Annotated in this window: 15 protein-coding genes and 1 tRNA gene; 10 read left to right on the forward strand and 6 right to left on the reverse strand. The window is 40.4% G+C overall.

What is annotated here, in order from left to right:
- The first annotated feature begins 165 nt into the window (after positions 1 to 165).
- The 6 genes from ACDF53_RS04160 to ACDF53_RS04185 all read left to right on the forward strand — a co-directional run bounded on the left by ACDF53_RS04160 (position 166) and on the right by ACDF53_RS04185 (position 7,517).
- Positions 166 to 1,449 (forward strand): DNA repair protein, encoded by a 1,284-nt coding sequence (locus tag ACDF53_RS04160; RefSeq protein ID WP_370815585.1) that lies wholly within the window; start codon positions 166 to 168, stop codon positions 1,447 to 1,449.
- 109 nt (positions 1,450 to 1,558) lie between these two features.
- A complete protein-coding gene (locus tag ACDF53_RS04165) occupies positions 1,559 to 1,891 on the forward strand; it encodes a YolD-like family protein (RefSeq protein WP_295782284.1) in 333 nt (110 codons plus the stop codon).
- Positions 1,892 to 2,062: 171 nt separating this feature from the next.
- Positions 2,063 to 3,595 carry a glycine betaine ABC transporter substrate-binding protein gene (locus tag ACDF53_RS04170; protein WP_370815586.1) on the forward strand — a complete coding sequence of 511 codons (1,533 nt, stop codon included), beginning with the start codon at positions 2,063 to 2,065 and terminating at the stop codon, positions 3,593 to 3,595.
- A gap of 289 nt (positions 3,596 to 3,884) precedes the next feature.
- Positions 3,885 to 6,017 carry a heavy metal translocating P-type ATPase gene (locus tag ACDF53_RS04175; RefSeq protein ID WP_370815587.1) on the forward strand — a complete coding sequence of 711 codons (2,133 nt, stop codon included), beginning with the start codon at positions 3,885 to 3,887 and terminating at the stop codon, positions 6,015 to 6,017.
- A gap of 297 nt (positions 6,018 to 6,314) precedes the next feature.
- A complete protein-coding gene (locus ACDF53_RS04180) occupies positions 6,315 to 7,268 on the forward strand; it encodes a magnesium transporter CorA family protein (protein WP_295782273.1) in 954 nt (317 codons plus the stop codon).
- Between the two features lie 160 nt (positions 7,269 to 7,428).
- Positions 7,429 to 7,517 (forward strand) — tRNA-Ser (locus tag ACDF53_RS04185).
- 228 nt (positions 7,518 to 7,745) lie between these two features.
- Here the strand turns inward: ACDF53_RS04185 and ACDF53_RS04190 are convergent.
- The 4 genes from ACDF53_RS04190 to ACDF53_RS04205 form a co-directional block, all read right to left on the reverse strand.
- Positions 7,746 to 8,600: an IS3 family transposase gene (locus ACDF53_RS04190; protein ID WP_370816193.1), complete on the reverse strand. Its 855-nt coding sequence runs from the start codon at positions 8,598 to 8,600 to the stop codon at positions 7,746 to 7,748.
- Positions 8,564 to 9,133, reverse strand: coding sequence for a transposase (locus ACDF53_RS04195; protein WP_370815588.1), 570 nt, complete (start codon positions 9,131 to 9,133; stop codon positions 8,564 to 8,566). The genes ACDF53_RS04190 and ACDF53_RS04195 overlap by 37 nt, the downstream gene beginning before the upstream one ends.
- Before the next feature lie 182 nt (positions 9,134 to 9,315).
- The gene (locus tag ACDF53_RS04200; RefSeq protein WP_370815589.1) at positions 9,316 to 9,690 is read right to left on the reverse strand and encodes a hypothetical protein; all 375 of its coding nucleotides are present in this window, start codon (positions 9,688 to 9,690) and stop codon (positions 9,316 to 9,318) included.
- Positions 9,691 to 9,919: 229 nt separating this feature from the next.
- Entirely contained in the window at positions 9,920 to 10,465 is a 546-nt protein-coding gene (locus ACDF53_RS04205) for a hypothetical protein (RefSeq protein ID WP_370815590.1), read from the reverse strand.
- A 180-nt stretch (positions 10,466 to 10,645) separates the two neighbouring features.
- On the opposite strand from ACDF53_RS04205, the gene ACDF53_RS04210 reads away from it, so the two are divergent.
- Positions 10,646 to 11,869 carry an MFS transporter gene (locus tag ACDF53_RS04210; RefSeq protein ID WP_370815591.1) on the forward strand — a complete coding sequence of 408 codons (1,224 nt, stop codon included), beginning with the start codon at positions 10,646 to 10,648 and terminating at the stop codon, positions 11,867 to 11,869.
- Between the two features lie 127 nt (positions 11,870 to 11,996).
- On the opposite strand, the gene ACDF53_RS04215 is transcribed toward ACDF53_RS04210, so the two are convergent.
- Complete coding sequence (locus ACDF53_RS04215; protein WP_370815592.1) at positions 11,997 to 12,794, reverse strand: hypothetical protein; 798 nt, start codon at positions 12,792 to 12,794, stop codon at positions 11,997 to 11,999.
- Positions 12,795 to 12,937: 143 nt separating this feature from the next.
- Between ACDF53_RS04215 and ACDF53_RS04220 the strand changes: the two genes are divergently transcribed.
- A complete protein-coding gene (locus ACDF53_RS04220) occupies positions 12,938 to 13,486 on the forward strand; it encodes an SGNH/GDSL hydrolase family protein (protein WP_370815593.1) in 549 nt (182 codons plus the stop codon).
- 250 nt (positions 13,487 to 13,736) lie between these two features.
- On the opposite strand, the gene ACDF53_RS04225 is transcribed toward ACDF53_RS04220, so the two are convergent.
- Positions 13,737 to 14,714: a hypothetical protein gene (locus tag ACDF53_RS04225; RefSeq protein ID WP_005385149.1), complete on the reverse strand. Its 978-nt coding sequence runs from the start codon at positions 14,712 to 14,714 to the stop codon at positions 13,737 to 13,739.
- A gap of 334 nt (positions 14,715 to 15,048) precedes the next feature.
- Between ACDF53_RS04225 and ACDF53_RS04230 the strand changes: the two genes are divergently transcribed.
- Positions 15,049 to 18,576, forward strand: a complete 3,528-nt coding sequence (locus ACDF53_RS04230; protein WP_370815594.1) for a PD-(D/E)XK nuclease family protein — start codon at positions 15,049 to 15,051, stop codon at positions 18,574 to 18,576.
- Complete coding sequence (gene addA / locus ACDF53_RS04235) at positions 18,566 to 22,366, forward strand: helicase-exonuclease AddAB subunit AddA (protein ID WP_370815595.1); 3,801 nt, start codon at positions 18,566 to 18,568, stop codon at positions 22,364 to 22,366. The genes ACDF53_RS04230 and addA overlap by 11 nt, the downstream gene beginning before the upstream one ends.
- Positions 22,367 to 22,461 lie beyond the last annotated feature (95 nt).

Raw genomic sequence — 22,461 nt, forward strand, 5'->3', positions numbered from 1 at the left:
TATATATCTAGTGTTAGGTGCTTTTTATTTTTCTATAAATTTACCTTTATAATAACAAACATATGTTTGAAAATACTCTGTATTTTTGTTATACTAATCATAGAAATTCTTCTTTTCATATTTCTGGTAGAGTCTAGTGGTTTAGCGGTTTAAGGAGGTGTTTGTATGGGGTCAGCTGATACGGATCGGATGTATATGTGCATTGATTTGAAGAGTTTTTACGCGTCTGTGGAGTGCGCTGATTTGGGGCTGGATCCGTTTACGACGCCTTTGGTGGTGGCCGATGGGTCTCGTGGCAAAGGGGCTATTACATTGGCTATTTCTCCAGCCTTAAAAAAGTTGGGCGTTAAGAATCGCAGTCGTCTTTTTGAGATTCCTCCACATATTGAATACTTAACGGTAAAGCCCCATATGAAGCGGTATATGCAGGTATCTGCTCAGATTTATGGAACCTTGCTCAAGTATGTAGCACCTGAGGATGTTCATGTATATTCCATTGATGAGTATTTCATCGATATTACGCCTTACTTACCGCTATATAAGAAAACGCCCCGTGAGCTAGCACAGATGTTACTTGATGCGGTACTAGAGGCGACTAATATTTACGCTACTGTTGGAATTGGAACGAATTTATTCCTCGCCAAGATTGCTCTTGATATCCTCGCAAAACATGCGCCTGATTTTATAGGGTATCTTGATGAAAGCCTCTTTAAAGAGAAAATTTGGTATCATCAGCCGTTGACCGATATTTGGCAGATTGGTAAGGGTATAGCCAATCGTTTGCACAAGTATGGTGCTTATGATTTGCATGGAATTACCATGGTGCCAGAGGCTAAGTTGTATAAGGAGTTTGGCGTTAATGCAGAGCTTATCATTGATCATGCGTGGGGCCGTGAGCCTTGTACGATTGCAGATATCCATGCGTATCGTCCCATCAAGCATTCTATTTCTCATAGTCAGATTCTATTGCGTAATTATTCCTATGAAGAGGCCTATGTGCCTATGCGTGAGATGGTCGAGTCCTTGGTATTAGAGCTGTTACAAATTAAAGGGGTTACAAACCATATTCACGTTCATATCGGCTATGCAGACGATATGGTGCGCTCCACAGGGGGCTCTAAAAAGCTTAAACAGTACACGGATTCATTGCAAACATTAACGACAGCAGTAATTAAATTGTATGAACAACATTGTCATAAAAATGAGCCTATACGGCGTCTGGGCGTGAGCTTTGAAGATTTAGTCAATCGCTCTGCTATTCCTCAAGAGGTAGATTTATTTAGCTCCCTTGCGACAGATGAAGAAGAAAAGGAGCGGCAAGTTCATGAGGCGATGTTGTCTATTAAGGAACAGTTTGGTAAAAACTCTATTTTGCGTGCCTCTAGCTTGCAAGAGGAAGGAACTATGCGCTTTAGAAATACCTTGGTAGGCGGGCACAACGGGGAATAAACAGTAGAATGGATACATTAGAAATAAATAGTGTAATGGAATATTGGGAATAAATAGTGTAATGGATATATTGGGAATAGATTAGTCGCATAAGGGGAGGTATACAGTAATGAAGCATCGTATGTCTCGTTTACAACGGGCAAAACAATTTATGCCCTTTGCGGCATTGAAGGGCTTTGAAGCATTACTAGCAGCTGTGGCACGACCAAAGGAGCCTCGTGTAGAGCTATCAGAGGATCAACTAGAGGAATTAAATACAGTTTTACAGAGTATTCGCTGTGGAGATTGGGTGCGCGTAGTGTATTATGACAAGCACAAGTATACAGAACTTATCGGGCCTGTAGAGGTGCTTAATAGACGGCTACAAATCGTATCTGTTCAAGGTGTTGAAATCTCATTTAGAGATATTAAGGAGCTAAACTTGTACGATATGACTACATAATTGGAAACTACTATAATGGAGAAAATTTATAGACTAGAGTTAACGTGATATTAAGTATACAATGGTATCATGGAATACGGTTTAATCGTATTTGAATAAGATGGCGTGCATAAGTTGTAACATGCTTATACAATCGCTTTTATTATATACAATAGAAAGGCGGTGTATGTAATGTATGATGTTATATCATTATTAACGAATCGTTATGATTTTTTTCTCCAATTATTATGGGAGCATATAGAGATTTCCTTGTCCGCATCAATTATTGCCATAATTATTGGTGGATTACTGGGAATTCTTATATATGACTATAAACGACTATCAGGACCTGTTATGGTAGTCGTTAATTTTTTATATACAATCCCATCCATATCGATGCTAGGTTTACTATTATATGTATCTGGCGTTGGTAATACGACCGCGATTATCGCACTGGTCATTTATGCTTTATTGCCGATGGTACGCAATACCTTTACAGGGCTTAATCAGATTAAGAATGATATGCGCGAAGCTGGTATTGCACTTGGTCTTACGAGGCTTCAACGATTATGGAATATAGAAATTCCTTTAGCTATGCCGACAATCATGGCAGGTATACGGACCATGCTTGTTATGACCATTGCATTGACGGGGATTGCATCCTTTATCGGCGCTGGTGGGCTAGGTGTGGCGATTTATCGCGGTATCACTACTAATCAAAGTGCATTGACCATTGCCGGTAGTTTATTAATCGCCCTTTTAGCCATCGTTGTGGATGCGCTCTTTTCTATTGGTGAAAGGGTGACGCGTATTAGTCCTCATATGAAACGGTATACCATTATATTCCTTTCTGTAATGACACTAATTGCAATGGCTGTAGGTGGCTGGTCTCTATATTGTCGCTATGTGAAAGTTGATGTTATCCATATTGCTACAAAGCCGATGACAGAGCAGCTTATTTTAGGCAATGTATTAAAAAAATTGATAGAGCATAAGACGGGCCTTACCGTAGAGGTTACAGAAGGTGTCGGCGGTGGTACATCTAATATTCAGCCAGCCATGCGAACCGGCCAGTTTGATATATATCCTGAATATACCGGAACGGCTTGGTCTGCTGTGTTGAAACGTACGGATGCGTATGATGAAAGTAGATTTAATGAGCTTTCACAGGCCTACAAAGAGGCATATAATTTCGAGTGGGTCGGAATGTACGGATTTAATAATACATATGGTTTAGCCGTGCGTAATGAACTTGCCCGTACCTATGGACTAAAAAGCTATTCAGATTTAGCACGTATTGCTCCATCCCTTACGTTAGGTGGCGAATATGACTTCTTTGGCCGTGAAGATGGCTACGCAGGGTTACAACGCGTGTATAATATGCATTTTAAAGCGACAAAGGATATGGATATAGGTCTTAAGTATGCAGCTATTAGTCGCGGTGATGTAGATGCTATGCCTATATTTACAACCGATGGACAGCTCAGTGTGGCTCCGATTACGGTGTTGCAAGATGATAAACATTTATATCCATCCTATATGGCTGGTAATGTTGTACGTAGCGAGGTGCTAATTGCTCATCCTGAACTACGACCTATATTAGAAAGCTTAACTAATACGATTACAGATCAAGAGATGGCAAAGATGAATTATGCTGTAGAAACAGAACATCAATTGCCATCTGATGTAGCACATACATTCCTGATAGAACATAATTTGATATAAGGTGAATCTAGTTATATATAATATATTTAGTTAACTATAAAAATAATTCAGTTAGATTTAAATCTCCAAAATGTTAATATAAATGTACATAATTTTATATTGACATTTATTCTCTCTCTTTGTAAAATAAACATATGAACAGATATTCATATAAAGTATCTGATAAGAAATGTGTAAGAACATATCTTAAAAGATATGGAAGAAGTTATGTCTAATAAGTATTAGAAATCTATGAAATATTAACTTACAATACAGGGTAGAAACGTTCACTATTATCAAAGGAGATATCATGGAAGAAACATTATTGCTGAAGGATTTGAACTGTGCAAACTGCGCAGCAAAAATTGAAGATCGTATCCGCAAAATGGATGGCATTGAATCTGCTAATTTTACTATTGCCACACATCAATTGAAATTGACTGGTGCATGGGAAGACCGCGAAGCTCTTAAACGCGACATTCAAGATATTTGCGACTCCATCGAAGAGGGCGTGACAGTAGCTGATTACGAGCGTAAATCTAAAGCGGCTATGGATGACCATGGTCATGACCACGATCATGGTAGTGAGGCTGTAACAATCGCCGTTATCGTAGCAGGCTTGTTATTCATGGCCTACGAAGCATTGACGACAGTTGTTCCGTCCATCGGTTTGCCAGAGTCTATCGAAACTCCAATTTACTATATTGCTTATATTTTGCTTGCATTCCCAGTATTGCGTATTGCAGGTCGCAATATCTTAAAAGGTCAAGTGTTCGACGAGAACTTCTTAATGTCTATCGCTACATTGGGTGCTATTGCAATCGACGCATTGCCTGAGGCTGTAGGCGTTATCTTGTTCTACCGTATCGGTGAGTTCTTTGAACATAAAGCTACAGATCGCAGCCGTACAGAAATCATGAATGCTGTCGATATGCGTCCTCAAGAGGTGCGCGTTGTAGATACATGCTGCGGCGGTGAAATCGTAGTTATGGCTCCTGAAAAGGTTGAAGTAGGCTGGACTATCGAAGTTCGTCCTGGCGATTTAATTCCTCTAGACGGTACTGTTCTTGAAGGCGAAACACGCGTTAATACAGCTCCTGTAACAGGTGAACCTGTACCTGTTCGTGCTGTACCTGGTACTCAACTTATGTCTGGTTGTATCAACGAATCTGGTCGTATTACGATGCGTGTAGATAAGGTTCTTGAAGAATCTATGGTTACAAAAATTCTTGATGCCGTTGAAAATGCAGCATCTTCTAAACCTAAAATCGACCGTTTCATTACCCGTTTCGCTCGCGTATACACACCAATCGTTGTAGCCCTTGCATTGGCTGTTGCCATCATCCCATCCCTTATTACAGGTGAATGGCATAAATGGATCTACACAGCCTTAACATTCCTCGTTATTTCTTGTCCATGTGCATTGGTGCTCAGTGTGCCACTCGCATTCTTCTCCGGTATCGGTAATGCATCTAAACACGGCATTTTGCTTAAAGGTGGTCGTGTTATCGAGGCGTTGGCTAATGTGAAAGCAGTAGCTCTTGATAAAACTGGTACTATTACATCTGGTGAGTTCAAAGTTCACAACGTAGAAACTGTAGGCTCCCATGTAAGTTCTGGTCAATTATTATCTATGGCTGCAGCAATTGAAGCTGTATCTACACATCCAATTGCAACAAGCATTGTTAGTGAAGCAGAAGATCAAGGCCTTGCAGTAGAACCTTCTGATTTCGTTCAAGAGTTAGCCGGTGAAGGTATGGTCGGTATGACTGATGGTCAACAAGTACTCGTTGGTAACCGTCGTCTTATGGAACGCTATAATGTTCAAGGCTATCCAACAGAAGCTGCTGAATATGGTACAGAAGTTCTCGTAGCAGAAGGTAATACATACCTTGGTCGCATCATCATCGCCGATGAAGCTCGTCCTGATTCCGCTGAAGCGATTGCTGATCTTAATGGTCAAGATATCAAAACTGTTATGCTTACCGGTGACGCTGAAGCAAGTGCTAATTACATCGCTAAAGAAACTGGTGTAAGTGCAGTACGTGCTCAATTGTTACCTCAAGATAAATTGTCCGTTGTACAAGATATTCGCTCCGAATATGGTCCTACTATGTTCGTAGGGGACGGAATCAACGATGCGCCAGTACTTGCAGGTGCTGATGTTGGTGGTGCTATGGGTAGCGGTGCTGATGCGGCTATTGAAGCGGCAGACGTTGTGTTCATGCGTCCTTCCTTAACTGCTATCGCACATATCCTTGACTTGTCCAAAGCGACATTGCGCGTAGCATGGCAAAACGTTGTATTTGCTATTGCCGTAAAAATCCTCATCATGCTTCTTGGCCTTATGGGCTACGCATCTATGTGGTGGGCAGTATTTGGTGATACTGGCGTATCCATCCTTTGTATCTTAAACTCTATTCGTATCTTGCGTCGCAATTAGTGAAAGTAGAGTTTATAGCGTTAGAGAGAATAAAAGAAATTACATTCTTCTAATCTGAATGATTAGAACTACTATAAATAACCTCTAGATTAGCAATGGGCTAATGTAGAGGTTATTTTTTTTAGATTACTATTTACCATACTTTTATTATATACATATGTACATTATAAATAGACATAAAGCTGTATATGTATGTACTAGATACACAAAACTTTCACAATTGAATTGAATAATAGCTATAAAATAGTATATAATTTATTAGATGATTACTATAAGTTCGTTGGAAGGAGGGATAGCATGATCACGGTGTACAAACACATAGAAGAAGAGTTAGTTTCAGACAGCACTGTATCAGATGCCACAAAAGGTTCTTGGGTAAATTTGGTGAACCCAGACCCCGATGAGTTATCCCTTATCAATATTTTGACGGAAATCCCAACGGACGTTCTCAAAACCGCTCTCGATATGGAAGAACGTTCTCACGTGGAGTTAGAGGATAATTACATCTTTATCGTTATTAACATTCCGGTTATCCGCGGTAACGATATGTATGATACAGTACCGCTTGGTATCTTCTTGACGCCAGACTTCTTCATTACCATCTGCTTAGAAGAGTCCGAAGTATTGTATCCATTCATTTCTAATCAGATTTCTACGTTCTATACATACAAAAAGACGCGTTTCTTGTTCCAAATCTTGTATCGCACAGCGACTATGTTCTTGCGTTACTTGCAACAAATCAACCGTCGTACCGACGATATTGAAATCCAATTGCGTCATACTACAAAGAATAAAGACTTTTTCCAATTATTGGAATTACAGAAATCCATGACATACTTTACATCTGCATTGCGCACAAATGGTACTGTTATGGAACGTCTATTGCGCTTGCGTGGTCATAGCTCCTATAGACACCTCCTCAAAATGTACGAAGAGGATGAGGACTTACTAGAGGACGTTATTATCGAAAATAAACAGGCCATCGAGATGGTTGAAATGTACTCCAATATCTTGATGAACATGATGAACGCCTTTACATCTATCATTTCTAATAACCTTAACTTGGTTATGAAAATGTTGGCTACTTTAACTATTGCTATGGCGGTTCCAACCATCGTATTTAGCTTGTGGGGGACAAACGTGCCATTGCCATTCCAAGAGGATCCAAATGGATTCTATGAGGTTGTAGGCATTGCACTACTTTGCTCTATTATTGCCATTATTGGGATGTGGAAAAAAGACTTGTTCTAATGTTGATTATTAGTTGAATATTCAATCCAATAATAAATAGTTGAAACATTACGTTAACAACAAATACACATGAAAAAGCTGGCTATGAGCCAGCTTTTTTCTTGCTCTATATTACGTTGTTGCTTATTGTTAGGCCAATCTGATATAATAATACCGTTATGGAGAGGTGTCCGAGTGGTTTAAGGAGCTGGTCTTGAAAACCAGTGACTCCGCAAGGGGCCGTGGGTTCGAATCCCACCCTCTCCGCCACTTAACCGATAACATGCCAGAAGTACTATAAAATCTACAGAAATGTAGGTAACACATAGTCTCCTGGTATTTTTTATATGTTCGTATATGTTCGTTATAATTCATATTTGTACGGCTAATTTTTCCCCTTTTGTTCCCCAAAACTTCCCCTTTTTCTAAACTAAAAATTATCATTAAAAAAGCGCCCAAGAATGATATGTACCCATTTTCCTGGACACATATTATTTACTAGCCTAAACACATGGATGCTTCCCTGTATTTTACGGGGGGCATCCATTTTGTTTTTTTCTGGATCCTTCTATTGTTGTAATAGTTAATGTATTCTTCTATCGCTACTGCAAAAGCATTAAATGATGCATATTCTTTTTCAAAACCATAATATATTTCTGTTTTCAATCTACCAAAAAAGGTTTCCATCACAGAGTTATCATAACAATTTCCTTTTCTAGACATAGACTGAATAATGCCATGTTCTTTAAGTGCTTGCCTAAAATAGTTATGTTGGTATTGCCATCCTTGATCAGAGTGGAAGATTAATCCCGAAAGATTAGTAAACTTTTTAAAGGCTTTCTCCAACATACGAGAAATCTGTTCTAAGTTAGGCCTTAATGCTAAGTCATAAGCAACAATCTCATTCGTATTCATATCTAAAATAGGCGATAAATAGCATTTTCCCCACGAGAAATTGAATTGAGACACATCGGTAGTCCATTTTTGTAATGGTGCAGTTGTACTAAAATCTCTATTGACGATATTTTCTGCTATTTTGCCGACTTTCCCTTTGTAAGAGTGATACTTTTCCTTCGGTCGCTTTCCTGCGAGGCCCATACTATGCATAAGTCTTTGTACTCGTTTATGATTGACTACAAAACCTCGATTAAGAAGCTCTTGGTATACACGCCGTACACCATACCGACCTTTATGTTCTGTAAAAATCTTTTGAATTTCATCTTTGAGCTCTGTATTTCTTTTATCTACAAGATCTACTTTAGTAAGTTCAAAATAATAGGTAGATTTGGACATTGGCATAGCTTTTAAAAGATGCTTTAGTTGATAGCCTTGTTGGCGGAGCGTTTTGATAATCGCTGCTTTTTCGCCTTGAGACGCGCAGCTTCCTTTTCTTCTCTCAAGGCAATCTCTTTTTTTATGACTTCATTTTCAGCTTTAATATAAGCAATTTCAGCTCGTAAGCGAATGAGTTCCTCATATTCACTTTCTTTTAGCTCTCGAGTTGAGATAGTCTTAGGTACTTTCATTTTGCAATCCTTTGGTGGTCGTCCTTTAGGTTTATTAATAAGACCATTGTATCCCAAAGTTTTGTATTTATGAACCCATTGATACAGTTGTCCAGAGTTAATACCCGCTACAATAGCTACTGCTCTTAAACCTTGACCAGAAAGAACTTGGCATACTAACTCATATTTTTCTTCCGGAGACCAATACTTATTAGTCCCTTGACATTTATTAATGTCCGAACCATGACGCTGTTCTAATTTAACCCAGTCCCTTATTTGTTTATGAAATGTATCTGTCCTTACACCGTTAGGTGTCTCGGGCCATTCACCTTGATAGAATAATTCAATTGCTTTTCTTTTAAATTCATAACTATATCTCATGAAAATACCCCCTTTACTGGTTGTCCAGTAAAGGGGGTACATATCAGAAAGGGAGCTTTTTTAATGATAATTTTTTGGGGGATTTTGATTATTGAAAAGTTAAACATGTAGATTGGGAATTTTTAGTAATTGCAATCGTGTATTTTATTTATTAATAACTAACAAAGTGGAAGTTGTATAGGTCATTTAGGAAAGAAGAGCCAACCAACAACGGCAATGATGATGGTTACAATAATGGGAGTTAACCATTTAACGGTATTGATAATTACTTTTTTTAGTGTTTCTTTTTGGGTAATATTATATTCTGTTAATGCGTACATTCCTCTTGGTGTAATTGAATAAAATCCTGTAGGAATAAAAAAAATAGAAATAACACCTGGGGGCGGAGGGGTATTATCTAATTCGTGCTCTTGTTCAACATATGAAAGACGCACTAGATTATTGAGGATTTCCTGTAATACTTCTGAGTTGATATTAGTGTTATGAGAAATATCATCAATATGGGTCTTTTGCGTTTGATTTAGATATGTTAAAACTTTTGCATCTAGCTGTTTCATGGAATAACCTCCTTTCAAGGTAATTATAGTAGTAGGAAAGTAAATACAAAGGGTATACAATTCGAAAAAATAATTACAAAGAAAATTCAAGTTATTGTAAGTGTTAAGTTATATAGATTGATACTTACAAACATATAAGAAATTATGGAAGAAGTATCTGAATATATGTATGATAATGTATTGTTAGAAAATAGATCCATATTAAGTTATTGCTCTAAAATAGGGATATTTATTTAAGAAATATATGTTGCAAGAGCGGAATGATTTCATATCCTAAAAATTTTAAACCTGCAAAAAACCAGTAGATAGTTTGTAATAAGATATTAATAGTTTTAACAGCCTTTAGCTCATTGTTCAGCCCTAAGAATAAAGTAAACTGTTTGGGGAGCCAAATTATTAGTTCGATCCAATAAAGTGGATTAAAAGTTTCTAAGATTTTAGACTTATAGGCTCCTTTAGATTCTGCAAACATTTCAAAAGTGGCAGTAGTAAATGGATGAATTTTGCTGGGGTATGAGTAAATTGTACTATGATTAGCAGAATAAGCTTGACCTAGACCTGTAGGTAATGTAAGTGGCAGTCCCTTATCTGGTGTAATAGAGAGTAATTTAGTTACTTCGTATTTAGATTGAAAGATTAATTCATCTGAATAATTTCCATTGAGCCATTGTAAGTAGTGCTCCATTAATTGCGAGCAACGCCAATATTTATAACTATTAGCGATTAACTTATATAGGGCAATAATTATAAAAAATATTAAAAAGTTTGAATACATAGATGCACCTCCTGTTAGGATAATTATATCAATCCTGAAAAAATGATGAAATAGAAGAAATTATTATTTATATTAATATAATTAAGCCCTCTAGATTTATGCCTAGAGGACTTTTCAATCTATCTCCTCTATGATATGCTAACCTTATGTTTATTAGGTTTTATGTAGAAAGGAGCTCGTATGAATCGACTTAGTTTCTCACGAACTCAGATTTTAATTCTTGTCAGCGTATGGCTCACATTTTTGATTAGCTTTGTTATGCGCCTATCTTGGGCATCCTTGATGCCTATTGTTAATGAAGCGTTGAGTTTCACGCCTCAAATGGGTACAGCCTATCTATCCGCCTTTTACATGGGCTATGCCATCATGGTTTTACCAGGTGGTATCTTAGCGGATCGCATTGGCTACCGTTATACCATTTTGGTGAGCTTGCTTTCTATGGCGCTTATTACGGCATTGATGAGTACCATCGATAATTACACTTATGGCTGGGTATTACGTTTCTTGTTAGGTATCGTATCCGGTCCAGTACAAGCATCTTGTTTAAGTGCTATTGGGGACTACTTTGGTCCTAATCAACGTGGCGCTGCAGTTGGTATCTTTATGTCCTGTACATCTCTTGGGTTGACCACTGTAAACCTTTACGCACCATATGTAGCTACTAATTATGGTTGGCAAAATGCGTTCCTCTTAACCGCAGTATTACCAATCCTTGTTTTTATTCTCAGCTATTTTACTGTTCGTAAACCAAGTGCTGAAATCTTGGCGCAACGGGAAGCAGAGGCGAGTGCTGCGTCTGCTCATGTAGGCGAAAAGACTTCCTTAAAGGAAAATTTGCTACATGTTTTAAAAAATCGCAACATTTGTTGCCTTGCCTTTGCAGGCTTCTTTGCTACAGGCGCTACTTGGGCTGTGGCACAATGGTCAAATTTGTATATGGTTAAACAGCTCGGTGTTAATGCCATCTATGCAGGCCATGTAATGTCCGCCTTTGGTTTAGCAGCGCTCATTGCAAAACCGACAATCGGTATCTTATCCGATATTTTACCAATTAAGAAGAACCATTTAGTAGCTCTTGTTATGTTCTTATTCGCACCAGCATTGATCCTCTTTGCAAGCACTACAAATCCAGATATGCTCTTCATAACAGGTCCAATCCTTGGTATCGGTGCTTTCATGCATAGTGCATTGACAAATGCGCTCGTAATTCAATCCGCAGCACCTCATTTACGTGGTACTACAGCAGGGTTTGTAAACTTGTTCAACCAAATCGGTGTTATGTTGGCGCCTATGATTTTAGGTAGCATGTTAACTGCGACAGGTAGCTATCAATCTGCATTGATGACTCTTGCCATCGCTCCTGTTATCGGTGCTATCGCATTGTTCTTTGTCCGTCTTAAATAATGTGAAAGCATCATACAATAGGTTTATCTGATAGTATAGAAACAAAATGTGAAATAAAAGAGACTGAACAGTTCTCCTAAGGTAAGGAGCTGTTCAGTCTCTTTCATTTTTATATTAGTTATATTGCCTATGGTTTTTGTGGTGCGTGATAGTCTGGTTGCGGTCTCCATTCACTCATAGGTGTATTAGGATCTGGCATATCTTGATTTTGGATATCAAGGATCCAGTCACTCGGTCTTGGACCTTGTGGAGAAGGTGGAGGGACAGGACCATATACACCTAGTTTAGATGGTGTTAACCGTGGTTGATTAGAAGTATAAGGTGATTCCAATTGGTTTAGCGGTTTGTATACGCCTGGTGGTGGTTGAACACCAAATAATGGCTTGCTTGCTGTTGGAGCTGGTGCATTTATAGGCTTATATGGACGTGGTGGTACATAGGGGTTCGTAGAAGTATATGTAATACGTTCCATTTCTAATGCATTATGTAAAATAAATTGACCTATTTCAGCCACCGCAGAGCCCTTTGTAGCGACATGAGCACCTGTAGATAGGACAGAACGCTGATTGTTAGCAGCTCCTATAGGGGCACCATTTACTTGGTAGAATTTGGCTGGTGCCACATGCCAATCCATAAGATAAATATCTTTAGATGTATTACCTCGATGATATGTATAATTAGTTGAATAATCAGCTATGATATTCTGATTTTTATACAGACTAATTGTACGAGCATGAAGCGTGCTATACGTAGGACCTGCCTGTGCTAGACTGATTGTACTTAAGTCGATATACACAGTCTCTGAAGGGCTATTATAAGCTACTTGGTATTGCGTAGGCTTGTTCTCTAATTCATATTGTGAAATCGCACTAGCTGATTGTAATGTTGCTAGCGCTAGTATTAAAAAGGGATATAGTTTTCTCATCTTTGACCTCTCTTATGTGGAATTAGTATACCATAGTCAAACATGTAATTCTATAAAAAATGAATATAAAAATCCATAGTATGTATATTGTATATAATTGTCATTTTGTTATATGATTAATGCATAGTACAGGAGGTCTTGATATGGAAATTATCTGTTTTGGAGATAGTATTACCCGTGGTTATGATGTGCCTTATGGCCAAGGGTGGGTTGAGATTTGTGATGCATCTATAGAGGGTGTGAATTTTACAAATTATGGTGAAGACGGTTGCTCCGTTCAGGGCATGATTTATAATATTGAAAAATGGCTACCTACAGTTGTAGCTGATCCAACACGTCACATTTTCTTAATGTGTGGCACCAATGATATATTACAAGGTAGAGATAGTGCGTATGTGTTCAAGACCTTGGTGAAAGCTATTGAATTAGCGAGCACAAAGGGGAAGGTAATAATTGGTTTGGAAACACAAATCGATAGTGATATGGATGGACTAGACCTTGTTGTGCGAGATGTAAATGAACAATTAAAAGCCTATGCAGCAGAGCATGACTTAAAAGTTATAGACTTCTATACAACTTTATATGAAGCAGATCAAATAGGCCAAATTGTCTTTGCTGGTGAAGTGCATCCCAATGCGCGTGGCTATCGTTTGATGGCTTATAAGGCATTAGAGATCTTTACAAGACTATAATTAAAGCATCATAAAACTAATAATTCATCAATTCATCAATTCATCAAGTTTAGGACCTAGTTGGTAAGATGCATCACCTTAGTTTACTTAGGTATGAAGGTTAGACCTTAGATCCTGAGCTTTATAACTAGCTAAAAAAATCCCCGAATGAGATATCTCATTCGGGGATTTAGTGATTTATTTAGTCTTTATGTGTGAAGGCTCGTAGCTTTCACTATTATATTTAATTCGTAACGAATTGTAGTTTGAATTAGCGAGTACGTGCGTTAGATACGCGAGCGGATTGAGCGATTGCGTATGCAGTACCTTTTACTAAATCGTAAGCATCAGCAGTGTTGCCAGATACTGTTACAGCAGCTACAGTGTCATCAGTTACTGCGAACAATGCAGTTGCGTAAGGGTGTTGTGCACCGTTTGGAACAGTTACAGCACCAGATTTAACAACGATATAACGGTTGCCGTTGTTGAATACGTCGTAATGAGCAGCTTGTTTTACACCATCATAGCTTTCATTGTAAGCGAACAATGCAGCTACTTCACCGCCTGCTACTTGACCAGTTTGTTGCATGGAACGCAATTTAGCAGCTGCTACAGCTGTTGGTTGAGTCATGTTAACAGTGATACGCAAGGAGTTGTTATTTACAACTGCTTCAGTGATTACGTTTGTAGAGAATACGTTTGCAACGCCGTCACCAGCACGGTTGTAGGAGCTAGCAGTTTTTACTTGGTAGCCGTTAGTGTATGCTGGCAAGTCGTATGTATAGGATTTGCCGTTCAACAATAAGTCGAATGCGTTCAATTGGTTAGTTTTGTAACGGGAAACATATGCACTGCCGTTGCCATTAGCTGTTACGGAAGTTACAGTTTCTTGGTATACAGGTTGGTTGTTAGTAGCGATAGGATCCATGATTTGAAGACCTACAGCTGTCGTTTGAGGTGCTACAAAGATTGGGTCGCCCAATTCTTTGGATACAGGCATTTGTTGAGCCATGTCACCTGCTGTGTAAGGTACAGCTGGTAATGGTTTGTAACCAGGGCGTGGTGCGCTTGTTACATAACCAGATTGGTACGCTGGTGTAGCTGCTTGAGGTGCAGCGTAAGTATATTGCTCAGCTGCAGCGCGTTCGTAAGCGCGTGCGTTAGCATCAACGGATGCTGCGAAAGCAGAGAAAGACATAGTTGTAGCTGCGAATACTGCGAAAGCAGCTGCTAAATGTTTTTTGTTCATAATAATTCACTCCTAAATACATGATTTTTTACAAATAACACAAATACTAATCTGTATTATATATGAAATTCTGTTAATTGTAAATAAAATATAAAATATTTTCTTAATTATAAACAAATTTAATCTAATGAGTCAAATATTGTACAATTTGCCTTTAATTACCCCATAATTAGGCACAGAATATCATATTACTATATAATAATACGTAGTATAGTAATATATTATATCGAAAAATTTAGTTTAAATCTATACCTGAGGAAAAGAAATTTAAAAATAAGATGAAGTTTATGATTTCTATAAATTGAGATGGTGAAAGTTTCACTAGGGAGGTCTCATGAGTATTAGCGTCTATTATGGACGAGCAGGATCTGGTAAGACACGTGCCGTATATGAACGGATACGTCAAGTTATGACCGATTGTCCAGGGGAACCTATAATCTTACTTGTTCCTGAACCAGCTACGTATCGAGTAGAGCGAGAGCTTGCCGAGTTTATGCCTGAAAAAGGCTTTACCACAGTTCGCGTTGTGGGCTTTGGTCGTTTGGGGTACCAAGTATATCAATCCATAGGCTCTAAGGGGGCCGGTCAATCAAGCTTATCTAGCTTTGGCCGGTCTATGTTGTTGCGCCTTGTTATGAAACGAAAACAGAAGGAGTTAGGTCTTTTAGAACAGGCTACTAAGCGTCCTGAGTTTTCTTCTGTATTGCAACAGCTCTTTTCTGAGTTTCGCGCATTCCGCGTAGGGCCTAATGACCTTGAGCGTGGGGCGGAGTCCGTTAAAAATAAAGTATTACAAAAGAAATTGCGGGAACTTGCCATCTGTATGGCCGCCTATGAAGAGGAAATCAGCCGTCATGGGGAGCGCGATATCGATCCTATCATGGAAATTGTAGAGGCTTTGCCTCAATCTCCTCTGATGGAAAACAGCCATGTCTTTATCGATGGATTCCATTGGTTTACACCCACACACTACGAGTTGATTTACACCTTATTTGATTTGGCTAAGGAAGCCGTTATTACTATTGATTTACCGATGGCTCCGAAGGCGTTAAATCTCGCTCGTCGAGGGGAACATCTCTTTAGTCGACCTTTAGAAATTTATGACACTCTAGTGGCTCGTTATGGCACTAGTATTAATTGGGTAGGTTTTGACGGGAAACGGGGCCCTCAAATCGTACAAGAACTAGAGTCTAATTACTTTACTAGTCCTAGTAAGCCAAATTCTACGGATACTACGATTCCGCTCATTCGTGGCTACAACAGAGAACGGGAAGCCGACGCCATAGCCCGTCGCATCTTAGCTTATGTGGAATCTTCTCCAGAGGCTCGTTACCGCGATGTATGCATCATGCTTCGCGAGTCCGAAACATACGGAGACACCTTAGAGAAGGTTTTCATTCGCTATGGTATTCCACACTTTATCGACCGCCAACGTCCTATGAAAAATCATCCCTTAGGCGAATTGTTGACGGCTCTCTTTGATATTGTGCGCCATAGTTACAGCCGAGACAGCATGTTCCTCTTGCTGAAAACAGACTTGATGCCCCTAACTCGTGAGGCCGTAGATGAATTAGAGAACTACGTACTCGAGTTTGGTATTGACCATTATAAATGGGAACGTGAAAGCTGGCCGTATTTACGAGGCTTCCATGAAGGTCAAGACGAAGCTAGTCACCCTGATGCACCGCGTAGAGCCCGTGTGAATCAAGCAAGACAAACCATCATGGATATATTATCTCCATGGTTTGACTTTGCCGCTCATAGTGAGGGCCATACAGGGGCAGAATGGGGCGAACAGCTCTATGGTTTATTAGAAACCTTACAAGTGCCTGAGCGCCTCTATGAGTGGGCGAAGGACGCAGAAGCCATGGGCGATCAAGAGTCCAAAGCCAGCCATGAACAGATGTACAATGCAGTTATTTCTTTCATAGACGAAATCTCTATGGTCATGAAGGACGAAGTGTTGACCTTAGATGAGATGATGTTGCTTCTCGAAGAAGGCTTGAGCGACGTAAATTATTCCATGATTCCACCATCTCTAGACCATGTGGTGATTACCACCATTGAACGTGGTTATAGCCAATGGTGGCCTAAGGTGTTCGTCATGGGCCTCAACCAAGGCATTTTCCCACAAAGTATGGGCGATGAAGGTCTTATTAAGGATAAGGAACGACAAGAATTGGCTGAGGCCGGCATTACCTTGGCTGAAGGTGCTTTGCCGAAGGCTTTCAACGAGAATTTCCTACTATACCTAGCTATGACGCGGTCATCTGATTCGTTGACCTTATCCTATGCAAGCTCTGGTGAAGATGGTACAGGCCTTGAGCCATCCCTCGTGGTGAAACGATTAGAATCTTTAGGTTACGTTGGCAAGGCTGTAGATATTCCTCTATCCATTGAGCCTGATACAGAGTCTGATTATGTATGGCGTCCGCTTCAAAGTTTGTCCTTATTATCTGAACGTTGGGGTGCTCTCTTTAGTGGTCATGAGGTCAATCCATTATGGTGGGGCCTTTATAACTGGGCTCGTGAAAGCGACACTTATCGTCCTCGTTTAGGTGAGGTGTCTCGTGGTATTCGAGACAATAACGATGTGCCGGTCATTACGAAGGATTTAGTAAATGGATTATTCCTTTCTAAAGGCTATATGTCTGGTTCTGTAACGCGCCTAGAGAGATACCAACAATGTCCGTTCAAATTCTACGCTCAATATGGTTTGAAACTAGAGCCACGTCGGATGCGTTCCTTTGGGGCTCCTGAAATTGGTACATTCTTACATGCTAATTTAGAGCGGTTAGGCAATTACCTATTAGAAAATAATAAACAATGGCGTGATCTCAATGAAGAAGAGCAACAAAATTTATGTCGCTCTGTAGCCGATGAAATCTTACAAGAAAATCACGGTGGCGAGGAAACAAGCGATGCTTACCAAAAGGCAATCGAGCAGCGTGTACAACGAACATTACATGTGACGGTAGACCGCCTTGTTGAGTGGTCCAAGCGCAGTGATTTTGATACAAAATATTTGGAGCAAGATTTTGGACGTCAAGGTGGTTGGGATCCGATTCGCGTACCTCTTGGGGAAGACCGTTATTTGCGCCTCATCGGTCAAATTGACCGCATCGATGAATATACTCGAGACGGTCAAACCTACGGCATGGTTATCGATTACAAATCCGGTGGCGCCCATGTAACGGCACAAGATGTGTACTATGGACTTAAATTACAACTTATGACATATTTATTGGCCTTAGAATCCGCTTATGGTAACAGGCAAGGACAATCTATGGCTCCTGCGGCGGTGGTGTATTCCTATGTGAAGAACCCTAAAATCCCTGCTGGCGCGCCTCTATCCTATGAAGATGCAGTAGCCTTGGTTAAAGAAAGTGATGCGTGGCAAAATAGCGGCTACTTCTCAGATGATGTTGAGTTGTTAACGCATATAGATAATAAGTTCTTATCCTACGGTTCTAAACGAGGTCCATATGTGCCGATTGCGACGAAAAAGGATCAAACAATTTCTAGTAGAGACTTGCATAAGGTTAAGAACACCGGTGAATTTGATGTAATGTGCCGTTATACCAATCATGTAATGGCTGACATTGGTCGTCATATTGGAGAAGGACAATTCCCAATTCAGCCTTACCAGTTAAATAAGAACAGACCTTGTACATATTGCGATTACAATATCGTATGCCGCTTTGACTCTAGTCGCAATCGATATAATTACTTATCTAGATTGTCCGAAGATGATGCATTAGAACGGATGAAAGAGGTCTTAAACGACGAAAATAGCGATAACAACGGGAATCGTAATAATGGAAACAACAGTAGCGAAGGAGGTGAAAACCATGGGTGTTAAATGGACGCCAGAGCAGGAGTCTGCCATCATAGCTCCTAAGGATTCGTCCTTAGATAATCAAACCTTGCTCGTAGCAGCAGCGGCTGGCTCGGGTAAGACAGCAGTTCTCGTAGAACGTATCATTACGCGTCTTAAAGATATGGATAATCCTTTATCCGTACAAGAGCTCATGGTTGTAACCTTTACAAAGGCGGCGGCACAAGAGATGAGTGCTCGTATTGGGCTTGCCTTGGCAAAAGCCATGGAGTCTACTGATGATGAGGCTATGCAACAGCGTCTTGAGCGACAGCTTAATCTCTTACCATCTGCGCATATTTCTACATTGCACTCCTTCTGCCAATGGGTGATTCGTTCCTATTTCTACAAGCTCGATATTAACCCAACAGCTCGCATTGGTAATGAAGCAGAAATGGCACTCTTACAACAAGAAGTATTAGCCGATTTATTGACTAAATCCTATGAAGAAGGCCTTTATAATATCTATGAATTGGCGGACTTCTTCAGCGATGATAAATCTGATGCGGGGCTGACAGAGAAGATTATGTCTTTATATAACTACGCCATGTCCCTTGCTAATCCTGATGGTTGGTTACGTAAAGCATTAGTGCCTTATAAAGAGGCTATGGAAATAAACCCGAGTGATACGCTATGGGGCCAATATATGTGGGATCAACATGTAGCTGTTATAGACCGCATTCGTGAGCGCTTAGAGCGGATGGAACAAATCTTGCTCGATCCAGTAGGGCCTCATAAATGGCAAAACATATACGATAACCAATTAGCTGCACTAGGCATGCTTTCAAATGCTCAAACCTGGGACGATATGGGCGAAGCTTGTAAGCATATGGATACCTTTATTAAAGACCAGTTCCGCATGGGTTCAAAAGAGGCACAAGCCTTTGACCCTGTATTGGTAGCTGAGTTTAAATCCTTAGGTGCTCAAAATAAGGATGACCTTAAAGCCATGCAAGCCGCTGTGTTCACCGTGCCAGAAGCGACCTTGCAAGAGCAGTTCAAGGCCCAATATCCCATCATTGAAGGTCTTGTAGAGCTTACCATTGCATTCCACCAAGCCTATCGGGATATGAAGCAAGAGCAAGGCATTATGGACTTTAGTGACTTGGAGCATTTATGCTTAGCCCTTCTCGTTGAGCCTGGCACAGAGGATGATCCTCAGCCGTCTGACGTGGCAAAGGAATTGCAAGATACTTTCAAAGAAATCATGGTCGACGAATACCAAGATACGAACGGCGTGCAAGAGACGATTATCAACTTGATTTCTCGCGTCGATAATCGGTTCTACGTAGGGGACGTGAAGCAAGCTATTTACAGTTTCCGTATGGCCGATAGCTCTCTGTTTATGGAGAAATATAACACCTACGGCGGTAATGATGCGGTAGAGCGCCGTATCGATTTGGCGAAGAACTTCCGATCTCATGAAAATATCTTGGCCGCTACAAATTTCTTGTTCTATCAAATCATGACGGAAGAGGCGGCGGAGCTCAATTATACGGAGGCTGAATCCCTCATTCCTGGCCGCATTGTAGAGGATGCGCCTGAGGATTGGGTTGGAGGCGACGTGGAATTGCAGCTTTTAGATGTGAGCAAGGATACCCTCGGTGCTAGTGAAAGCGACGAAGACGAAGGGGATGACCCTGAGAATAACGAGCGGGAGCTAGATTTTATCATTCAAAAGATTAAGGAAATCCACGCTGCAAAGAAGAAGGTGCAAAATCCGGATGGCACATTCCGTCAAATCGAGTGGCGAGACTTTGCTATTTTGCGTAGATCCTTGGCTGGTTGGGGCACCCGTGCTGTAGAGGCCATGCGCCAAGCAGGCATCCCTGCGGTGGTAAATGAACGGGATGGTTACTTTGAAGCCCAAGAAATTCAGCTTTTACTAGCGTTGTTATCCATCATAGATAATCCTGAACAAGACTTGCCGATGGCTGCGGTGTTGCACTCCGGTCTCGTTGGGCTTGATGCAAACGAGCTAGGTGCTTTGCGTCTATCTGGTGAGGGCTCTTTGTGGTCTCTCATGCCCGCCTATGCAGAAGAATCACAAGATGAGCGCTTATTATCCTTTATTGGACATATGGAGCGTTGGCGTACCTTGTCACGACGTCACGGTGTAACCGATTTATTGTGGGATATTTACGAATCCCAAGACTATGTAAACTATGTAGGTGCCATGCCGAATGGTCTCGTGCGCCGTGCGAATGTGCTCGCCCTATACGACCGAGCTAAGGGCTATGAGGCCTCAGGGTTCCGTGGACTCTTTAGATTCTTGCGTTTTGTTGAAAGCTTGCGCGATAGCAATCAAGATATGCCTCTTGCCAATGTAGTCAGTGAAGCGGATAATGTAGTGTGTCTCATGACCATCCACAAGAGTAAAGGCCTTGAGTTCCCTGTTGTATTCCTATCTGGGATGCAAAAGAAATTCAATATGATGGACCTTCGTTCTGAGCTCCTCATCGATAAGAATGCAGGGCTTGGTCTTAAGGGGTACTTCCCAGATATTCGGGTATCCTTCCCAACAATGCCATGGTTCTATGTGAAAGACGTCAAAGAGGCGGCTCTCAAAGCAGAGGAACAGCGTATTCTCTATGTAGCGTTAACACGGGCGCGAGATAAGCTGTTTATGACAGGCTTTGTAAAAGGCTTTAAAAATTCTAAGGGCGGGTTGAGTACCTTAGGTGAGCTCATTAAAAATGCTGCCTCTGTAGAGGGGCAACAACTACCTACAGATATTATTACTCAAGCCAATACGTATTTAGAGTGGCTCATTATGGGCTTTGCTCGTCATTTAGACGGCGGCAATCCATTGCGTGTAGCTATTGAGTACGAAGGACCCACCTATTTTGATTTACCAGATAAGAAGTGCCGCATAAAGGTTGAAATTCACGATGGCTCTCTCTATGGTGATCTAGACTACAAAGCAGATATCGACGAAACCACTATCAACAAGGTGCGTGAGTTAAAGGCTGTTAATTCTGTAAAATTACCTCAGAAAATAGTAGATCGTTTTAACTATACCTACCCGTACAGCGATGCCACACGTCGTACTGCTAAAATCTCCGTTAGTGAATTAAAACGACGATTCCAAGAACGAGAACTAGAAGCAGGGACTATCGATAGCCTTAATGAACCGATTGAAGTCGTCGAGCCCGTAGAAACTGCCTCTAAACGAAATGTTTTGGATGTTATTACAGTTTCAGCCGATGATTTAGCTAACTCCGTATTCGGTCGCAAGCCGCAAGCATTACAGTCCGAAGAGGATGTGTTAACAGGGGCTCAATGGGGCACCTTAATGCATGAGGCTATGCAGTGGTTACCACTCGTTAATTATACACAAGATTCTTTGACAAAAGAGCTTGATGAATTGGTAAGAAAAGGGACTTTCACCGAGGAAGAACGAAATCTATTAAGTGATACAAGTCTTTATAAATTCTTCAGTTCTGATCTTGGGCAGCGTCTCATCAACGCTAAACGTATCGAACGAGAATTGCCGTTTAGCATGCTCTTTGAGGGTAAACGCGTATACGATACCTTAGAGGACAGCGAAAATCTATTCCTTCAAGGTATTATCGATACCGCCTTTGAAGAGGACAGTGAATGGGTTCTCGTAGATTACAAGACGGACCGCATCAAATCTGGGGAAGACCTTATCAAGCGCTATAAAATCCAAATGGACCTCTATAAAGAGGCCTTGCAACGATTGACGGGAATGCCGGTAAAAGCATGCTATATCTATAGCTTCCGCTTGCATGATGCAATTGTTGTAGATTAATTTAGCTATCTACATATGATTAGCAGATTTCTCTATTCGTGTGTAATATGTCGTAACAATTAGATATGTAATACACATAAAAAAAGCTCTCTATC

The organism is Veillonella sp. (assembly GCF_041333735.1).
GTDB lineage: Bacteria > Bacillota > Negativicutes > Veillonellales > Veillonellaceae > Veillonella.